The sequence below is a fragment of the Brevibacterium antiquum CNRZ 918 genome, from assembly GCF_900169145.1.
GTDB classification, from domain to species: Bacteria; Actinomycetota; Actinomycetes; order Actinomycetales; family Brevibacteriaceae; genus Brevibacterium; species Brevibacterium koreense.
In genome coordinates, this window is sequence record NZ_FXZD01000004.1 from 162,996 (window position 1) to 180,430 (window position 17,435).

General features: G+C 63.1%; 16 protein-coding genes and 1 tRNA gene. 12 read left to right on the forward strand and 5 right to left on the reverse strand.

Annotation, left to right across the window (positions count from 1 at the left end; translation table 11 throughout):
* Positions 1-68 precede the first annotated feature (68 nt).
* Genes ehuA through BANT918_RS07630 form a run of 4 tightly spaced genes read right to left on the reverse strand, consistent with a single transcriptional unit; the run spans position 69 to position 3,242 of the window.
* Positions 69-887, reverse strand: coding sequence for an ectoine/hydroxyectoine ABC transporter ATP-binding protein EhuA (ehuA, locus tag BANT918_RS07615; RefSeq protein WP_101619683.1), 819 nt, complete (start codon positions 885-887; stop codon positions 69-71).
* Positions 874-1,533 carry an ectoine/hydroxyectoine ABC transporter permease subunit EhuD gene (ehuD, locus tag BANT918_RS07620; protein WP_101619684.1) on the reverse strand — a complete coding sequence of 220 codons (660 nt, stop codon included), beginning with the start codon at positions 1,531-1,533 and terminating at the stop codon, positions 874-876. The genes ehuA and ehuD overlap by 14 nt, the downstream gene beginning before the upstream one ends.
* Positions 1,530-2,321 carry an amino acid ABC transporter permease gene (locus tag BANT918_RS07625; protein WP_101619685.1) on the reverse strand — a complete coding sequence of 264 codons (792 nt, stop codon included), beginning with the start codon at positions 2,319-2,321 and terminating at the stop codon, positions 1,530-1,532. The genes ehuD and BANT918_RS07625 overlap by 4 nt, the downstream gene beginning before the upstream one ends.
* A 24-nt stretch (positions 2,322-2,345) precedes the next feature.
* Positions 2,346-3,242, reverse strand: coding sequence for a transporter substrate-binding domain-containing protein (locus BANT918_RS07630; protein WP_101619686.1), 897 nt, complete (start codon positions 3,240-3,242; stop codon positions 2,346-2,348).
* 115 nt (positions 3,243-3,357) lie between these two features.
* Between BANT918_RS07630 and BANT918_RS07635 the strand changes: the two genes are divergently transcribed.
* The 7 genes from BANT918_RS07635 (at position 3,358) to mutM (ending at position 8,319) form a co-directional block, all read left to right on the forward strand.
* Positions 3,358-4,119, forward strand: a complete 762-nt coding sequence (locus tag BANT918_RS07635; RefSeq protein WP_101619687.1) for a GntR family transcriptional regulator — start codon at positions 3,358-3,360, stop codon at positions 4,117-4,119.
* The gene (gene coaD / locus BANT918_RS07640) at positions 4,116-4,604 is read left to right on the forward strand and encodes a pantetheine-phosphate adenylyltransferase (RefSeq protein ID WP_101619688.1); all 489 of its coding nucleotides are present in this window, start codon (positions 4,116-4,118) and stop codon (positions 4,602-4,604) included. Before BANT918_RS07635 ends, coaD begins: the two co-directional genes overlap by 4 nt.
* Before the next feature lie 3 nt (positions 4,605-4,607).
* Complete coding sequence (locus tag BANT918_RS07645; RefSeq protein ID WP_101619689.1) at positions 4,608-5,795, forward strand: MFS transporter; 1,188 nt, start codon at positions 4,608-4,610, stop codon at positions 5,793-5,795.
* Between the two features lie 121 nt (positions 5,796-5,916).
* On the forward strand, positions 5,917-6,435 hold the full coding sequence (locus BANT918_RS07650; protein ID WP_101619690.1) for a YceD family protein: 519 nt from the start codon (positions 5,917-5,919) through the stop codon (positions 6,433-6,435).
* A 2-nt stretch (positions 6,436-6,437) separates the two neighbouring features.
* On the forward strand, positions 6,438-6,641 hold the full coding sequence (rpmF, locus tag BANT918_RS07655; RefSeq protein WP_009885115.1) for a 50S ribosomal protein L32: 204 nt from the start codon (positions 6,438-6,440) through the stop codon (positions 6,639-6,641).
* Between the two features lie 3 nt (positions 6,642-6,644).
* Positions 6,645-7,349, forward strand: a complete 705-nt coding sequence (rnc, locus tag BANT918_RS07660; protein ID WP_101619691.1) for a ribonuclease III — start codon at positions 6,645-6,647, stop codon at positions 7,347-7,349.
* A 25-nt stretch (positions 7,350-7,374) separates the two neighbouring features.
* Entirely contained in the window at positions 7,375-8,319 is a 945-nt protein-coding gene (mutM, locus tag BANT918_RS07665; RefSeq protein ID WP_101619692.1) for a bifunctional DNA-formamidopyrimidine glycosylase/DNA-(apurinic or apyrimidinic site) lyase, read from the forward strand.
* Positions 8,320-8,426: 107 nt separating this feature from the next.
* On the opposite strand, the gene BANT918_RS07670 is transcribed toward mutM, so the two are convergent.
* Positions 8,427-8,499: transfer RNA gene (locus BANT918_RS07670), tRNA-Asn, on the reverse strand.
* An 86-nt stretch (positions 8,500-8,585) separates the two neighbouring features.
* Between BANT918_RS07670 and smc the strand changes: the two genes are divergently transcribed.
* The 5 genes from smc to ffh all read left to right on the forward strand — a co-directional run bounded on the left by smc (position 8,586) and on the right by ffh (position 17,415).
* Positions 8,586-12,185 (forward strand): chromosome segregation protein SMC, encoded by a 3,600-nt coding sequence (gene smc / locus BANT918_RS07675; RefSeq protein WP_101619693.1) that lies wholly within the window; start codon positions 8,586-8,588, stop codon positions 12,183-12,185.
* Between the two features lie 199 nt (positions 12,186-12,384).
* Entirely contained in the window at positions 12,385-12,786 is a 402-nt protein-coding gene (locus BANT918_RS07680; RefSeq protein WP_009885107.1) for a hypothetical protein, read from the forward strand.
* 180 nt (positions 12,787-12,966) lie between these two features.
* Complete coding sequence (ftsY, locus tag BANT918_RS07685) at positions 12,967-14,109, forward strand: signal recognition particle-docking protein FtsY (RefSeq protein WP_009885106.1); 1,143 nt, start codon at positions 12,967-12,969, stop codon at positions 14,107-14,109.
* 212 nt (positions 14,110-14,321) lie between these two features.
* Positions 14,322-15,542, forward strand: coding sequence for an ammonium transporter (locus BANT918_RS07690; protein ID WP_101619694.1), 1,221 nt, complete (start codon positions 14,322-14,324; stop codon positions 15,540-15,542).
* Positions 15,543-15,798: 256 nt separating this feature from the next.
* A complete protein-coding gene (gene ffh, locus BANT918_RS07695) occupies positions 15,799-17,415 on the forward strand; it encodes a signal recognition particle protein (protein WP_101619798.1) in 1,617 nt (538 codons plus the stop codon).
* Positions 17,416-17,435: the final 20 nt, after the last annotated feature.

The following is a 17,435-nucleotide window of genomic DNA, read 5'->3' on the forward strand; positions in this document are numbered from 1 at the left end:
CGCAGACCCGCGGGAACACCGAAGGCCCACCGGAGTTGCACACCGGTGGGCCTTCGTCGGTCGTGGCGCTACTGCACGCTGGAGAGGAACGAACGCGTCCGCTCATGCTGCGGGTTGTTGAAGAGCTGATCCGGTGGTCCCTCTTCGAGCACCTGGCCGCCGTCGAACATCATCACTCGGTGTGAGACCTCGCGGGCGAACTGCATCTCGTGGGTGACTAAGAGCATCGTGATGTCCGTCGTCTCCGCGATGTCGCGGAGAACTTCGAGCACGTCGCCGACGAGCTCCGGGTCGAGCGCCGAGGTCACTTCGTCGAGGAGGAGGATCTCCGGGCTCATCGCCAACGCCCGTGCAATGGCCACACGCTGCTGCTGACCGCCGGAGAGTCGCGAGGGATGCTCATCGGCCTTCTCTTCGAGTCCGACCTTCTTCAGCAGAGACTTCGCCTCAGCAACGGAGTCGGCCTTGGACTTGCCGAGCACATGGATGGGCGCTTCGATGATGTTCTCGAGCACCGTCATATTGGGAAAGAGATTGAACTGCTGGAAGACCATGCCGATGCGCGTCGTCATGGCGCGGGTCGTCTTCGAGGGAAGCTCAACCCGTTTGCCGTTCTTCTCGGTGTGGGTCAGCGGCTTGCCGTCGACGAAAATGTAGCCGCCGGTCAGCTCCTCCAAGGTCATGACCAGGCGGAGGATCGTCGTTTTGCCGGAACCGCTGGGCCCGATGAGGGTCACGCGTTCGCCGGGAGCCACGGTGAAGTTGAGGTTCTTGAGGACTGTCGTCTTCCCGAACCGCTTCTCCACGTCCTTGAACTCGATCGCCGGTGTACCGGAAGTCGAGGGATTCGCAGTCGGAGTTGATGAGGTGTTCTCAGTAGGTGGCAAGGCGTCGGTCCAATCTCTGGATGAGCAATGAGGTCGGGTAGCTGGCGGCCAGGAATATGAGGCCAGCCAAGGTGAAGGCTTCCGTATAGGCGAATTTGGCCGCACCGAACTGTTGGGCAGAGGTCACGAGCTCGACGACGGAGATCGCGAACAGGAACGGGGTGTCCTTGAACATCGCGACCGCGTAGTTGCCCAACGACGGGACCGTTGCCCGCAGCGCCTGTGGCAGGACGACGGCGGTGAACTTGCGCACGGGTGGCAGCGACAGTGCCGTCGCGGCTTCGTGCTGGCCAGGCGGCACCGAGTCGATGCCGGCACGGTAGCTTTCGGACATGTACGTCGAATAGTGGATGCCGATGACGATGAAGCCGACGACGAGCGCCGGTATGTCCACCAGGCCGGGGATTCCGGCGAAGATGAAGTAGACGAATATCAGCTGCATGATCAGAGGCGTGTTGCGAACGAATGCAACGAGGAGCCTGACGAGCCAGTTGATCCAGCGTGGCAGGGTCTTGACCGCTACAGCGATGAGGAGGCCGAGGACCGTGGCGATGAGCGTGCCGATGACGGTGGCGATGAGGGTGTTGACGAAGCCTCGCAAAAGGATCGGCAGTGCCTCGAAGGCGAATTCCCAATTCCAGATCATAGTGGGCCTCCGTATCCGACGTTGCCGGCGTTCGGCCCTGCGATGGATGTCGAGTCGGGCTCGCGCATCCTATCCGCTCGGGCGTCCCGGCGCGCTTCACGCCTATCCGCACGCGAGTTGGGTCGTGTGCGGCCCAGTCGCGCTGTGGCCCTGCGTTCGAGGAAATTCATGAATTCCTGCAGCAGCCAGGCGATGACGAAGTAGATGATGAGTCCGATCGTGAACGAGAAGTACGTGTCGTTCGTCGACTGTCGCAGCTGCCCGATCTTCTCTGTGAGGTCCTGCAGCGTGATGAAGGAGACCACCGCTGTGCCCTTGAGCAGCTGGATGAGCAGGGTTGCCAGTGACGGGATCATCAGCGCCCAACCCTGAGGGAAGATGACGCGGATCATCCTTCGAGTGGGGGAGAGGCTGAGTGCGATCGCGCCCTCCCATTGTCCCTTGTCGACGGTCTTGATCGAGGAGCGGACCACCTCGGCGGAATAGGCGCCGTAGTTGAGCGCCAGCGCGCCGATGCCGCAGGCCATGGAGTTGAGATCGACTCCGAGGAGGGGGAAGACATAGAACAGCCAGAACAGCTGCACGAGCAGGGAAGTGCCGCGGAAGAACTCGACAATGATCCGTGCCGGGATGCGCAGCCAGGCGTGGGGCGAGGTCATTGCCAGTCCGAGTGCGATGGCGATGATGACCGCGCCGATCGCACCCCCGACCGTGAGGATGAGCGTTGCCTGAATTCCCTCCCACAGCTGTGGGAGGAAATTCAGCAACGTCGTGAAATTATCCATCATGATTTCTTAGAGCCTGCGCGGAGACTAGGACTGTGCTCCGGGCAGGTCGCCCTTGCACAGCTGATCGGTCGTGATCGACCCGTCCGGGCGCTCTTCCTTCGTGAAGCCGTAGTCGCCGACGACGTCGAGGTATTTGTCCTCGTCGCTGACGATCTTCTCGAGCTCCTTGTTCCACGCATCGCGGAGTTCGGTGTCATCGGTGCGGAACACCGTGGCTCCGGCACCGACCTGTGGCACTCCGTCGACTTCCTGAACGAAGGAATCGCTGACCTCGACTCCGGCATCCGGATTGTTCTTCGCCATCCAGTTGAGTGAGATTCCGGTGAGGGCGAAGACGTCTGCGCGGCCCGTGGTGACAGCATCCATGCCGTCCTGTGGGGTGCCGACTTCCTGCGTCTTGATGCCCAGTTCCTTGGCGTAGACAGTGGTCTCAATCGCGCCGCTCATGGTCGCAAGCTTGAGCCCCTTGTCCTTGACGTCCTGCATGTCTTTCATGCCGTCCTGCTTGCCCTCTTTGGTCATCAGAGCAGTGGTGTACATGAACTCGGGATTGCCGAAGGCAGCCTGTTCGCAGCGATCGGGGAGGATCGACATGCCGGCGGAGATCGCGCCGAAACGGTCGGCGTTGAGGCCAGGGATCAGTGAGCCGAATTCGGTGTTGACACCTTCGATGTCGTCGACCCCGAGCTCTTTGAATATCTTCTTGGCCATGGCGACTGAGGCTCCCTGGAGCTCACCGTCTTTTTCGAAGCTGTACGGCGCCTCACCTGCGAAGCCGACCGATATCTTGCCGTCATCGATGGCCTTCTGGAGTGTGCTGTTGTCGGAATCGGAACCGGAATCGCTTCCACCGCAAGCCCCCAGAGTGAGTGTCAGAGCGATGATCGAGGTCGCGGCGGCTAGCCCCTTGATGGCTTTCATAGCTGTCCCTTTCTTAGTACGTCGACGCATCTTCGTGGCATGCGTCTCAAGGACACTATTCAATACTTTTGCTGTCCGGATGTCACACTGTCAGACAACGTTATATGATCGTGATATGTCTCAACCCCCGACTTCGGAGCTGCCGGTCCTGCGCAAGGTCATCCGGTCCTCGACGATCGACCTCATCGCCGACCAGATCAGGAATGCCGTCTACAGCGGCTCGCTGGCCCCTGGCCAGTCCATCAACGAGGTGCGCACAGCAGAACTCCTCGTCGTCTCCCGGCCCTCACTGCGCGAGGCGCTGCAGCGCCTCGTCAGCGAGGGAGTGATGACTCACGCACCCGGCCGCGGTGTCTGGGTCAAGCGGATGACGTCTGACGACATCGACGACGTCTATGCGGTTCGAGAAGCCATCGAGGCACAGGCTGTGAAGATCGTCATCCGGGCGGGCAAACCGGTTGCTCGCATCCACCAGGCGCTGGCCAAGCTTGAGCACGCGATCGAGGAGAACACCGCGCGGGCCATCGGTGACGCCGACCTCGACTTCCATCACTCGATCGTCGCCTGTTCCGGTTCGGTCCGGCTCTCCGACCTGATGAAGGTCTCGATGGTTCACACTCGGCTGCTCTCGCTCTCCGACCCGCGCGGATACGAGGTCAGGTGCGACCTCATCGAGACGCACCGAGAACTCAATGAGGCGATCGTGGCCGGTGACGAGCCCCTCTCCCTGGCGATCGTGGGCAAGGTCATGACCGGAGCCGCCTCTCGACTGCACAATCCTCTGACGGAGCCCGAGGCTGTCATCGTCAGGGCCGGCGATCACGACGGGCCGGTTGATGACCAGTGGTCGCAGCTGCGGGATACGATGAAGGCATGAAGGTTGTCTGCCCCGGATCCTATGACCCGATCACCATGGGTCATCTCGACGTCATCGCTCGCAGTGCACGTTTGTTCGACGAAGTGGTCGTGGCAGTCGTTCACAATCCCAAGAAGTCCGGTCGCTTCGACCCAGAGGCGCGTGCCGATCTCATCCGCCGCTGCCTGGACGAGGACGAGCGGACCCAAGGAGCAGACAACGTCACTATCGACACGGTCGCCGGAGGGCTCCTTGTCGACTACTGCACCTCGATCGGCGCCCCTGCGGTGGTCAAGGGGCTGCGCTCAGGCACGGATTTCGCCTACGAACTTCCCATGGCGCTGATGAACAAGCACCTGAGTGAGCTCGAGACGATCTTCGTGCCCGGCAACCCCGAGTACGAGCACGTCTCCTCCTCTCTCATCAAGGAAGTCCACGCAGGAGGGGGAGACATCACGGGTCTGGTGCCGAGCGCGGTGCTGGCCGCGCTGAACGCAGCGCACTGACGCATGCCTCTTCCTGCTTCCTCACCCCGGGGATGGTTCCTCGGTCTGATCTTCCACACCGTGATCGCTCATGCCACCTACAACGGCGTGCGCGTCCTCATCTCCTACCGGACTCTGGAATTGGGTGGCAGCGGAGTCGTCCTCGGGCTCATGACCGCCTGCTACTCGCTCGTGCCGCTGCTCACGGCACTCCTCGTCGGGCGGCTCGTCGACCGCGGATACGCCACCGCTGTGCTGTGGACGGGAACCATGCTGTCGATCGTGCCCGTCGGTCTCGCGGCGCTCGCGCCCAACCTCGGCGTGCTCCTCATTGCCACCATGTGCCTGGGGCTGGGACAGCTGCTGACCACCGTTGCGTCGCAGGCCCTGATCCCGCAGAGCTTCCCCGCCTCGGCGCTGACGGCGAAGTTCGGCTACCTCACCCTCGGCGTCTCAATCGGGCAGACTATCGGTCTGCCCGTGGCCGGTGCCATCGCCGGGGCGACGGATGGTGCCCCGCAGATCGTCAACGCCCTGTGGTTCATGACCGCGGTCTCTGCGCTGACGCTGGTCGCGGCAGCCATCGTCATGCTCCGCGGCCGGACCCCTCACGTCTCCCGCGCCGAGGCGGCCAAGGACGCCCGTACGCCCTGGTCTCTGCTCTCAATTCGGGGAATGAAGCCCGCGATCCTGGCCTCGATGACCACCCTGGCCGCCGTGGACCTGATGACGGCCTACCTGCCGCTTATCGGTCAGCAGAACGGGCTGTCGGTGACGACGGTGACCTGGCTGCTGACCCTGCGCACACTGGCCTCGGTGATCTCGCGACTGATCATCGGAATGCTCACACGGAAATGGCGCAACCTCTCGCTCCTGTGGACCGCCTCGGCGGCGGCCGGTGTCTGCATCATTCTCATCCCCGTATTCACTCAGCCGTGGACGCTGGCGATCCTGCTGCTCATCTCCGGGTTCTGCTTCGGCCTCACCCAGCCGCTGACGATGACCTGGGTCTCGACCCTGTCAGACCCGGCCAACCGGGCCGCAGTTCTGTCGATCCGCCTTGCCGGCAATCGACTCAGCCAGGTGGCGATCCCCTCGGCGGCCTCCCTGCTCACCCTGATCGCACCGTCGGGAATCGTCTTCACGATCTCGGGGGCATTGCTGTTGGCCGCCGGCGGCGTGACGCTGCGCAATCAGCACGAGAAATGGTGACCAGGAACACCTGTTCATCCGTGATTGCTCGATTGGTAATGACCGGCGATGATGATTAGAATGGTGACTCGCGTGTGAACGCAGGAGTAAGCATCCTCAATCACGTAAAGGAGGAGTGAGCATGAAGAAGCAGTCTGAGTTCGTCTACGATCTCAGGTCGATGGGATTGCTCGGTCATCCTGGTGAATGGGAACGGGTGAACACCACCCTGTCTGCTCCGGCGGATCTCAAGATCGAAGTGATCGGGGTCGCAGAAGGTTCACCACTGGCACTCGAGCTGATGTTCGAAAGCGTGTCGGAGGGAATCTACGTGTCGGGCACAGTCTCGGCCACGGCCCGCGGCGAAGATGTGAGGACTCTCGACGAAATCGAGTTGCCTATAGATGTCGACATCCAAGAGATGTATGTCTATGAGCAGGCCGATGGCGACGAGGATTCCTACCTCATCGATCGCGATCAGCTCGACCTCGAGCCCGTGATCAGAGATGCTGTCGTCATGGCTCTGCCCTTCAGTCCCTCAAAGGACCGGAGCGAAGAGTTCAGCTTCACCCTCGGTGAGGACCTTGAGGTTGGTGACAGCGAATCGGATTCGCCGTTCGCATCATTGAAGAGTTTGTTGGATGAGAAGAAAGAGAGCTAGACGTGGCTGTTCCAAAGCGTAAATTGTCGCGCAGCAACACTCGCCACCGTCGTTCGCAGTGGAAGGCACAGGCTCCCAGCCTGGTCAAGACTGTGGAGAACGGTCGCGTTGTGTACTCGCGCCCTCACCAGGCCAAAGTTGTCGAAGACGCAGCCGGCACCCCGCTGTTCCTTGAATACAAGGGACGCAAGGTCGCTGACGTCTGACCTGTGGACACTGACACCACAGCAGAGTTGCAGAAGAGTCTCGGGATCGATATTGATCCCGAGACTTTTCGTCTCGCCCTAACTCACCGCTCCTTCGCCTTCGAAGCCGGCGGAATCCCCACGAACGAGCGCCTCGAATTCCTCGGCGACTCCGTCCTGGGCCTCGTCGCCACCGAGTCTCTGTACTACGACAACCCGGATCTGGCTGAAGGATCACTGGCCAAGATGCGCTCCGCCGTGGTCAACACCCGAGCACTGGCGTCGATCGCACGCAAACACCAGATCGGACCCCACATTCTTCTGGGCAAGGGCGAAGAGCTCACCGGCGGTCGCGACAAGGACTCGATCCTCGCCGACACCGTCGAAGCCCTCATCGGCGCGACCTTCGTCGCCCGTGGACGTGAAGAGGCCTTCGCATTCGTCCACCGCCTGATTGATTCCATGCTCTCCGATGCTGTGAATCTGGGTGCCGGAATGGACTTCAAGACGACACTGCAGGAAGCAGCTGCCGACCTTGACCTGGGCGCCGTGAGCTACGAGATCGTCTCCTCAGGACCCGACCACGCCATGGTCTTCACCGCCACCGCGCTTCTGGGTGCCAACGGTTGGGGCACCGGCGACGGATCCTCGAAGAAGAACGCCGAAGCGGCAGCCGCGGAAGTCGCAGTCAGGGCCATCCGCACCATCTACCCGGACTACACACGCTGAGCTTCGTCATGGCAAGGTGTGTCTGATGCCTGAACTACCCGAGGTCGAGAGCGTGCGCCTCGGCGTCCATGAATGGACTGCCGGGGCCACGATCACCGGCGCCGAGGTGATCGACCCCCGAATACTCGGCACGACGTCCCAGCGTCGCATCGACGCCGGCGCGGCCGACGGGTTCGTCACCGCCGTGACCGGTCGTCGGATCATCGGTGCCGAACGTCGCGGGAAGTTCATGTGGCTGACGCTGGGGGAGACCCCTGCCTTGGATCAGCCTGTCGGTCACGAGGCGCCCGACCTCAGCCTTCTTGTTCACCTGGGGATGAGCGGGCAACTGCGCGTGCATCAACCCAGTGACGAGATCCATCGCCATACGCGTGCGATCCTGAGGCTTCAGCGCGGCGGGGCGCAATCGGGCCCGGCTCACGAACCCTACGAACTGCGGTTCATCGACCAGCGGATCTTCGGCCATCTGGGCGTACAGCCATTGGTCCACGCCTCCGGACGACTGGTGCCCGCCTCGGCGAATCACATCGCCGCTGACCCCTTGGAAGCGGGATTCGAACCGGGTCTCACCATCACTGCGCTGGCGAAGAAGCGGACGGCGCTGAAGTCTGCGCTGCTCGACCAGACCCTGCTCAGCGGCATCGGCAACATCTATGCCGACGAGGCGCTCTTCCGGGCCGGCATCCACCCGCTGGCGATTCCCGCCCGCACACGTCAGTCGCGCTTGGCCGCCGTCCTCGAGTCAGCGACGCGGGTCATGAGCGATGCCCTTCAGGCCGGGGGAACGAGCTTCGACGCGCTCTACGTCAACGTCAATGGTGAATCGGGCTATTTCGACCGGGCACTGCTCGCTTACGGACGTGGCGGCCAGGAATGCGTGCGCTGCGGGACCGAGATCGAGAAGATGACGATCGGCGGCCGCACCAGTCACTTCTGCCCGAACTGCCAGAAGCCGCCGCGCTATCGCTGAGGGACTGCACACCCTTCACGAGGTTGTCTGCGGTCGAGAGATCGAGGTCAGGGCTATGCCCGGGCAAAGCAGAGGGCCCCGTCGCGAACGACGAGGCCCTTCCCTTGCTCCCCCGGCTGGGCTCGAACCAGCGACCCTTCGATTAACAGTCGAATGCTCTGCCAACTGAGCTACGGAGGAACGGCGCTTAAATCAGCGCACGAGGAGACACTCTATCAAAAGAATCGAGACTTGCAGGTACGCACCCGAGATATGCTGGGTGGACAATGCATCTCAAAAGCCTGACCCTGCGAGGATTCAAGTCCTTTGCCTCGGCGACGACTCTCAGATTCGAGCCGGGCATCACCTGCGTTGTCGGCCCCAACGGCTCCGGCAAGTCCAACGTCGTCGACGCGCTGTCCTGGGTGATGGGAGAACAGGGCGCGAAGAATCTGCGCGGCGGCAAGATGGACGACGTCATCTTCGCCGGAACATCGAAACGACAGGCATTGGGCCGCGCCGAGGTGGCCCTGACCATCGACAACACCGACGGAGCCATTCCCGTCGACTACACCGAGGTCACGATCTCCCGCACACTCTTCCGCACCGGGGGAAGCGAATACGCCGTGAATGGGACACCGGCACGTCTCCTCGACATCCAGGAACTGCTCAACGACTCGGGCCTGGGCAAAGAGATGCACGTCATCGTGGGGCAGGGGCGTCTCGATGCGATTCTGCACGCCGACCCGATCGAACGCCGCAGTTTCATCGAAGAGGCCGCCGGCGTCCTCAAGCACCGCAGACGCAAGGACAAGGCGGTCCGCAAACTCACGGGTCTGCAGACGAACCTTGATCGTCTGTCCGATCTGCGGACCGAACTCAACCGACAGCTGGGCCCCTTGGGGCGTCAGGCCGAGGCCGCGCAGAAGGCCGCCACAGTCCAAGCCACACTGCGCGATTCCACGGCCAGGCTTCTGGCCGATGACACCGTGCGCCTGCAGGCCTCGTTGGCCTCCACCTCCAGCACTGGGAGCGATGACGGCGGTGATCGCATCGGCGACCTCGAACATCGCCGGGCTCGCACAGAGCAGCGGCTGCAGGAGATTGAGACCCGGCTGGCCGCGCTCGATGCCGAGCTTGAGGACCTGCGCACGGCTGAATCCCGAACCCAGACCCAGATCGTGCGTGCCAAAGGGATCGCCCAGCGCGCCGAAGACAAGCGCTCACACCTACTCTCCGAGGTTGCGAGCCTGGGCCGACGAGACACGAAGTCGCCGGAAGAACTGAGGTCCCAAGCGGAGCACCACAAGGCCGAGCTTCGCACGGCGGAGGAAGCGGTGGGCGAATCCGCGACGGCATTGGATCACAGCCAGATGCGCAAAGAAGAACTCGCTCTGGCGCTGAAGAAGGCCGAAGATGAGGTCAAAGCGACTCAGCTGGCCATCACAGAGGCGATCAAGAACAGGTCGGCACTGCAGTCGAAGAGTTCCCAGGCGCGTGAGCGCATCAGCGACCTCACCTCCCGAATCGAATCCAATCGGGCAGAGATCGCCACGGCCTCCACACGCATCGCCGAACGCAGCGAGGAACTGAGCACCGCTGAGGCTGCCATCGAGGGAGTCGAGGCAGGGGAGAGCGAACTCGACACGAAATACGAATCCGCCAGGGATGCCCAGACCACGCTGGAGACCGAACTCGAAGGGCTCCGTGCGCGGAAGGCGCAGACCGCCTCCGAACTGGCTTCGGCAGAGGCTCGGGCGGAGGCGCTGTCTCTCGGTACCGCCTTGGAAGCCGACCTCGAAGACATCGTCAACGCCGATCTGCCGGGTGTCGGCTCCGCCGTGACTGAACGGCTGAGCGTGGCCAACGGGTTCGAAATGGCCGTGGCGGCAGCCCTGTCGAACACGGTCTCCGGTGTGCTCGTCGACTCCGGTCAGGTGGCACTGACCGTGCTCGACCACCTCGGCGAAGACACCAATGTCCACCTCACGATCCCTGCAGGGGCGAGGGCCGGTGCGAGCACAGCCGCCGGCGCAGGCCAGGGGAAGGGCGCGAACCAGGCGAGTGGAGCAGACTCTGAGACACAGGCACTGCCCACGCTGAGTGGGACTGGCGATGGCGAACCGTTCGTGCGGTGGCTGACCGACGTGGTCAGCAGCGATGTCCCGGAACTGACCGAACTCCTCAACTCCGCACTGGTCTCGGTCGTGTGCGTCGACGACGCTGCCGGCGGGCTGTCCATCATCGACTCCCATCCCGAACTCACGGTGGTCACCCTCGGCGGTGAGATCCTCACCGCGACACGGGTCAGCAGGGCCCGCACAGCCTCGGGCACCCGCCTGGCCTCACAGACCGCGCTTGAGGAGACCCGCTCGGCTATCACCGAACTGGACAAGACCCGCACCCGAATCGAGGCGGACATCGCCCAGATCGAGGCGAAGCTGGCCGCGGCGAAGACAGCGGCGGCCGCAGCCCTCGAGGAACTGCACTCCTCGGACGCGGCGATCATGGCCGCCGGGGAAGAGGTCTCGCGAATCACGGGCGACATCACCACCGCCCAGACCCGCCTGCAACGGGCCAAGGACAACGAGGTGGAGCTCGCGACACGACTGGAGACTGCCGAACGCGAGGCCCACACGGCCGAAGCTGCACTCGCCGGGGCAGACGACGTCGAAGAGGTCGTCGACACCTCCGACCGGGATGAGCTGAGCCGGCAGGTGTCCCAGTCCTCTGAAGACGTCATCGAAACCAGGATCAGCCACAAGGCGGCCACTGACCGGGCACGGTTCCTCTCAGACCGGGTTGACTCCCTGCTTCGCCAGGCGGCGGCAGAGGAGACCGCGCGCGAGCAGACCCAGCGAACGATCTCACGTAAGAACAGGTCAGCCGCTTCGGCGCTGCTCATCGTCGACACTGCACGCAACGCCGCGTCGGCTGCGGAGACGACGGTGACCGAACTCGGCTCCCAGATTCAGGTCCTCGTCGACGAGCGCGGGCAGCTGCGGGAGGAGAAGGGCCACCTCGGCGAAGAACTGGGCACCACACGCACAGAACTGCAGCGGCTCAAAGACGCTGCAGCCGAAGCCGAACTCGCACAGGAGCGGTTCCGACTAAAACTCGAAGAGATCGAGAATCGAGCAGGGGAGGAGACCGGACTCGGACTCGAACGACTGGTCGAGCTCTACGGTCCTCATCTTCCGGTCCCTGCCTTCGACGAAGGCGAGGAGGAGCGCCCCTATGTGCGGGCCGAGGTTGAGAAGCGGCACAAGCAGGCAACCGCTGCCCTCAAGCGCATCGGCACGGTCAATCCTCTGGCACTCGAGGAGTACGAAGCGCTCAAGGAAAGACACCAGTTCCTTGAGAAGCAGATCACCGACATCGAGTCCTCGCGGAAGGACCTGATGACACTCGTCGATGAGGTCGACCGGCACGTCGAACGGGTCTTCGCCGAGGCCTATGCGGACACCGCGCGGGAGTTCGAAGACATCTTCTCCCGCCTGTTCCCCGGCGGTGAGGGCTCTCTGAGCCTGACCGATCCCAACGACATGCTGACGACCGGCGTCGACGTCCACGCCCGGCCTGCAGGCAAGAAGGTCAAACGGCTGTCCCTGCTCTCCGGCGGTGAGAGGTCACTGGTCGCCGTTGCCATGCTGGTGGCGATCTTCAAAGCCCGGCCCAGTCCGTTCTACGTCATGGACGAGGTCGAGGCTGCACTCGACGATCTCAACCTGTCCCGCCTGCTGACCGTGTTCGAGGAGCTGCAGGACTCGTCTCAGCTCATCGTCATCACCCACCAGAAGCGAACAATGGAGATCGCCGACGCGCTCTACGGGGTGACGATGCACGGAGATGGTGTGTCCAAGGTCATTTCGCAGCGGATCCCATGAGCGGCAACCGTGGGCGAAAGGCCGATTCGGCAGAGTTGCCCAGGGGAGTCCCAGGGAATTCTCCAGCAGGCACACGACCCCTGAGCGCAAATGTCGTAGGTGCAGACGATAGACTTGACGACAGGGAAGCATTGTCGAAAAGCTTGAGGAGCGGGACGTCCATGGCCGAGTCGGCGCAATCACGAGGTGACTCGCGAGCATGAATGCAGTACTCGTCGTCATCGTCGGACTCGCCGTATCGTTCGCCCTGGCCCTCATCGTCGTACTCCTCGTCGCACTGCCGGGGCTGAGGGCTGAAGGTCGCCTGAAGTACTCTTCCGATGTGCAGCGGTTTCGACTGCCGGGGCAATGGACCGGATACGACGATGAGGTCCACGAATTCTTCGGACATGATGACGGCACCTCCCATCTGGCGACTCGGGAACAGGCTGCCGTCACCGCGATCCGGGACCATTCCTATGTCCTCAGGCCGCAGCCGCGCCGGCACGCCGCGCCCTCACTGCTGACAGTGAGGCCGCGCACCCGTCATTGGAAGATCCCTGAATCCGGCACAGGGTGGAGAACCACAGCCGGTCTGCTCTTCGGCAGCCGAGGTTCCTGACCGGAGCACACGACACCATCACACGCGCCCCGAGACAGCGGGGTGCTCGGGTGCGGGCCAAAGGAACGCGACAACGGTCTCGAGCCGATGCGCGCAACACGACCGGCACAGCACCCTTGACCGGCGGTCGCCGCGTGAGAGCGTGGGGCCAGCGAAGGTAAACAAAGGAGGACGCACGTCATGGATCAGCCGATCGTATTGCTCATCGTCGCAGCCATCGTCTTCATGCTGGTCGTCGGGCTGGGCTTCACCCTGCGCGTCAACGCCAAGCGGAAGGGGCTGCGCGACCGGCGCAGCATCGACGCCGATGTCACCGGCGAACTCAAGATCGACGACATCTCCGAGGCGGTCGCCAAGGAGAAGGAGGCGACTCGCGGCTCCGAGGTTCCCACCGAACCAGCGAACCGACTCGTTCGCCTCCGCGAACGCCTGGCGAAGTCCAACTCCGGCCTGGGCCGCGGACTGCTCAGTCTGCTCTCGCGTGACAACCTCGACGAATCGACGTGGGAGGAAATCGAAGACACGCTCATCCTCGCCGACGTCGGAGTCGATCCGACCACCGAACTCGTCGACCGGCTGCGCGAACGCGTCAAGGTCCTCGGCACCCGCGAACCCGAAGAGGTCAGAGGGCTGCTGCGCGAGGAGCTCATCAAGCTGGTCGACCCCACCATGGACCGCGAGCTCGCGGTCTCAGGCACCGGCGACGACCCAGCAGTGATGCTCGTGGTCGGCGTCAACGGCGCCGGCAAGACCACAACCGTGGGCAAGATCGCCCGCGTGCTCGTCGCCGAAGACCAGACCGTGCTCCTGGGCGCAGCCGATACGTTCCGCGCCGCGGCTGCAGAGCAGCTGTCGACCTGGGGTGGACGGGTCGGAGTCGAGACCGTCCGCGGTGAGGAGGGCGCAGACCCCGCCTCCGTGGCCTACTCCGCTGTCGAACGCGGCAAGTCGGAGAACACCGACGTCGTGCTCATCGACACGGCCGGACGCCTGCAGAACAAGATCGGCCTGATGGACGAACTCGGCAAGGTCAAACGTGTCGCGACTCGTCCCCTGGGCGAGGGACACGAGATCGACGAGGTGCTCCTGGTCCTCGATGCCACGACCGGTCAGAACGGAATGCAGCAGGCGAAGGTCTTCGCCGAGGCGGTCAACATCACCGGCATCGTGCTTACGAAGCTCGACGGCACGGCCAAGGGCGGAATCGTCGTGGCCGTTCAGCGTGAGCTCGGAGTTCCCGTCAAGCTCATCGGCCTCGGTGAGGGCGCCGATGATCTGGCACCATTCACCGCTGAGGGCTTCGTCGACGCACTCCTCGACTGACTCCGCTTCGTCGCAGAGACTCCGTCGTCGCGGTGACTCAATCGGCACTGCGCAGGCTCCATCATCTCCGCAGGCGAATGCGGCAATATCCCCCTGTGAGAGCGTCCGTGTAACATGTTGGAAACATGATCGACTCTCAGGTGTGACATCCGTCATGGACACTGTCACTGTTCGGTTCTAATCGGAGCCGACAGAGACACGAAAGAGACGACATGGAACTCGACGCAGTGAATGTATGGATGATGGTCGCGGCCGGTCTGGTCCTGCTCATGACCCCCGGTGTGGCCTTCTTCTACGGCGGAATGACCCGAATCACCTCGAGCATCAACATGATGATGATGGTGTTCTCGGCAATGGCGATGGGCGGGCTCGTCTGGGTCCTCTTCGGATATGGGTTGAGCTCCGGTGACTCGGTGCTGGGGATCTTCGGCAATCCGCTGTCCCAGATCGGCCTCGCCGACGCAGTCGCCAACGAACCCGAAGCCCTCATCTCCATCGGCTATGGCTCCACTTTCGCAATGATCGCGATCGCACTCATCGCCGGTGCCGTGGCTGATCGGGCGAAGTTCTCCACCTGGTTGGTCTTCGCCGGGCTGTGGGTCACCCTCGTGTACTGCCCTCTGGCCTTCATGGTCTGGGGTGACGGACTGCTCAGCGAATCGGGTGCGATCGGCAGCGCCTTCGGGCCCGCGATCGACTTCGCCGGTGGCACGGTCGTGCACATCAATGCCGGGATCTCGGCCCTCGTGCTCGTCGTCGTCATGGGCCGCCGGGCCCGCTATTCGACACCGCACAAACCCCACAACATTCCGATCACAGTTCTCGGTGCGGCGCTGCTGTGGTTCGGCTGGTTCGGATTCAACGGGGGAGCCGCTTCGACGATCGAACAGGCCGGACTGATCTGGGTCAACACCCTGGCCGCCCCTGCCGCCGGAATGATCACCTGGATCGCAATCGAGCGGATCCGGGCGACTCGACCCAGCAGCATCGGCAGCGTCTCCGGCGCGATCGCCGGTCTCGTGGCCATCACCCCCGCCTGTGCGAACGTCGAACCGTACGCAGCGATCATCATCGGAATTGCGGCGGGCGCAGGAGCCGTGATCGCTGTGGAGGCGAAGAACCGCCTCCGCTACGACGATGCTCTCGACGTCGTCGGCGTCCACCTCGTCGCCGGTGTCATCGGCACTGTGATGATCGGACTCTTCGCGGTTCCGAGTCCAGATTCGGCCGCCGGCCTCTTCCACGGTGGAGGACTCGGGCTCCTCATGTCGCAGATCGTGGCCACGGTCGTGGCCCTGATCTACGCCGGAGGCGTGACCCTGGTGATCGCTCTGGTCCTGCGGAAGACGATGGGGCTGCGCATCGATCCCAAAGACGAGCTGGCGGGCATCGATGCCTTCGAACACGCGGAGCAGGCCTACTCGTTCCGCTGAATCCCGAAACCTCCCGCCAGGGGGCCGGCCGGTCTCTCCGGCCGCCTCGGTGAGGGGGAGTGCGTGAGCGTACTCACCGATCGCCTCGGTGGGGTGGAAGCAGCCACCCCGCCGAGGCGATCGGTCATTCAGGGCCCATCGACAGGTTCTGGGATGAGACGGTTGTGGGCGCTTTCCCAGCTTTCTCGGTTTCAGTCGGACACCGGTGAGTTGTTAGGCTAGGGAGTCGACCAATTATCGTGAAGAAGGCTTGTACGTGTTTAATTCTCTTTCCGACAGGCTCACCGCGACGTTCAAGAACTTGCGCGGCAAGGGCCGGCTGTCCGAAGCCGATGTGGATGCCACCATCCGCGAGATCCGCCGCGCTCTGCTGGACGCCGATGTCGCCCTGCCAGTCGTCCGTGCATTCACCGGACGCATTCGCGATAGGGCGCTGTCCGAAGAGGTCTCGGGTGCACTGAACCCGGGCCAACAGGTCGTCAAGGTCGTCAATGATGAACTGGTCGGCATCCTCGGCGGTGAGACCCGTCGCCTGAACTATGCGAAACGCCCACCCACTGTCATCATGCTCGCTGGCCTGCAGGGTGCAGGTAAGACCACGTTGGCCGGAAAACTTGCCTACTGGCTGAAGTCCGAAGGCCACCGCCCGATGCTCGTCGCGGCGGACTTGCAGCGGCCGAACGCGGTCAACCAGCTCGAGATCGTCGGCGAACGTGCCGGCGCCTTCGTCTATGCACCAGAACCCGGCAATGGCGTCGGCAATCCAGTGCAGGTGGCCACAGACTCACTCGAGGTCGCGAAGTCCAAGCTCCACGATGTCGTCATCGTCGACACCGCTGGTCGTCTCGGCATCGACGAAGAGCTCATGCAGCAGGCCGCTGACATCCGTTCGGCGGTCAACCCCGATGAGGTTCTGTTCGTCATCGACGCGATGATCGGTCAGGACGCGGTGAAGACTGCGCAGGCGTTCCTCGAGGGCGTCGACTTCACCGGTGTCGTGCTCTCGAAGCTCGATGGTGACTCGCGTGGTGGTGCCGCGCTGTCCGTCGCCGAGGTGACCGGAAAGCCGATCATGTTCGCATCGACCGGTGAGTCGATGAAGGAGTTCGAACAGTTCCATCCCGATCGGATGGCTGACCGGATCCTCGATATGGGCGACATTATGACCCTCATCGAGCAGGCCGAGAAGAACTTCGATGAGAAGGAGACTGCGAAGCTCCAGAAGAAGGTCGAAGCCGGTGAGGACTTCGATCTCAACGACTTCCTGACTCAGATGTCGGGCCTGAAGAAGATGGGCTCGATGAAGAAGATGCTGGGCATGATGCCCGGCATGAGCCAGTACAAGGATCAGCTGGAGAACTTCGACGAACGCGAAGTCGACCGCGTCGAAGCCATTGTGAGATCGATGACACCGGCCGAGCGCACCAACCCGAAGATCCTCAACGGATCACGCCGGGCGCGCATCGCCAAGGGAGCCGGCACCACTGTGACCGCGGTCAACCAGCTGATGGAACGTTTCACTCAGGCGCAGAAGATGATGCGCGGCATGACTCGTGGCGGCGGTATGCCCGGAATGGGTGGAGGCGGCGGCATACAGGGCATGGGCGGTATGCCTGGAATGGGCTCAATGCCCGGCGGCGGCGCCAACCGCAAGAAGAAGGCCGTGACCAAGAAGAAGGGCCGCAAGGGCGGTCAGTCGGGCAACCCCGCCAAGCGCGCGCAGCAGGCTCAGGCACTGGAGGACAAGAAGTCCGGCAAGACGAAGGACCCAGTCGGCTCGGCCTTCGGTGGAGTCGATCTCGACGGTGAAGACGAGTTCGATATGAAGAATCTGCCGAAGGGCTTCGGCGGGATGTTCCCAGGTGGAAAGTAGTAGGGCTTTCTGGCACAATT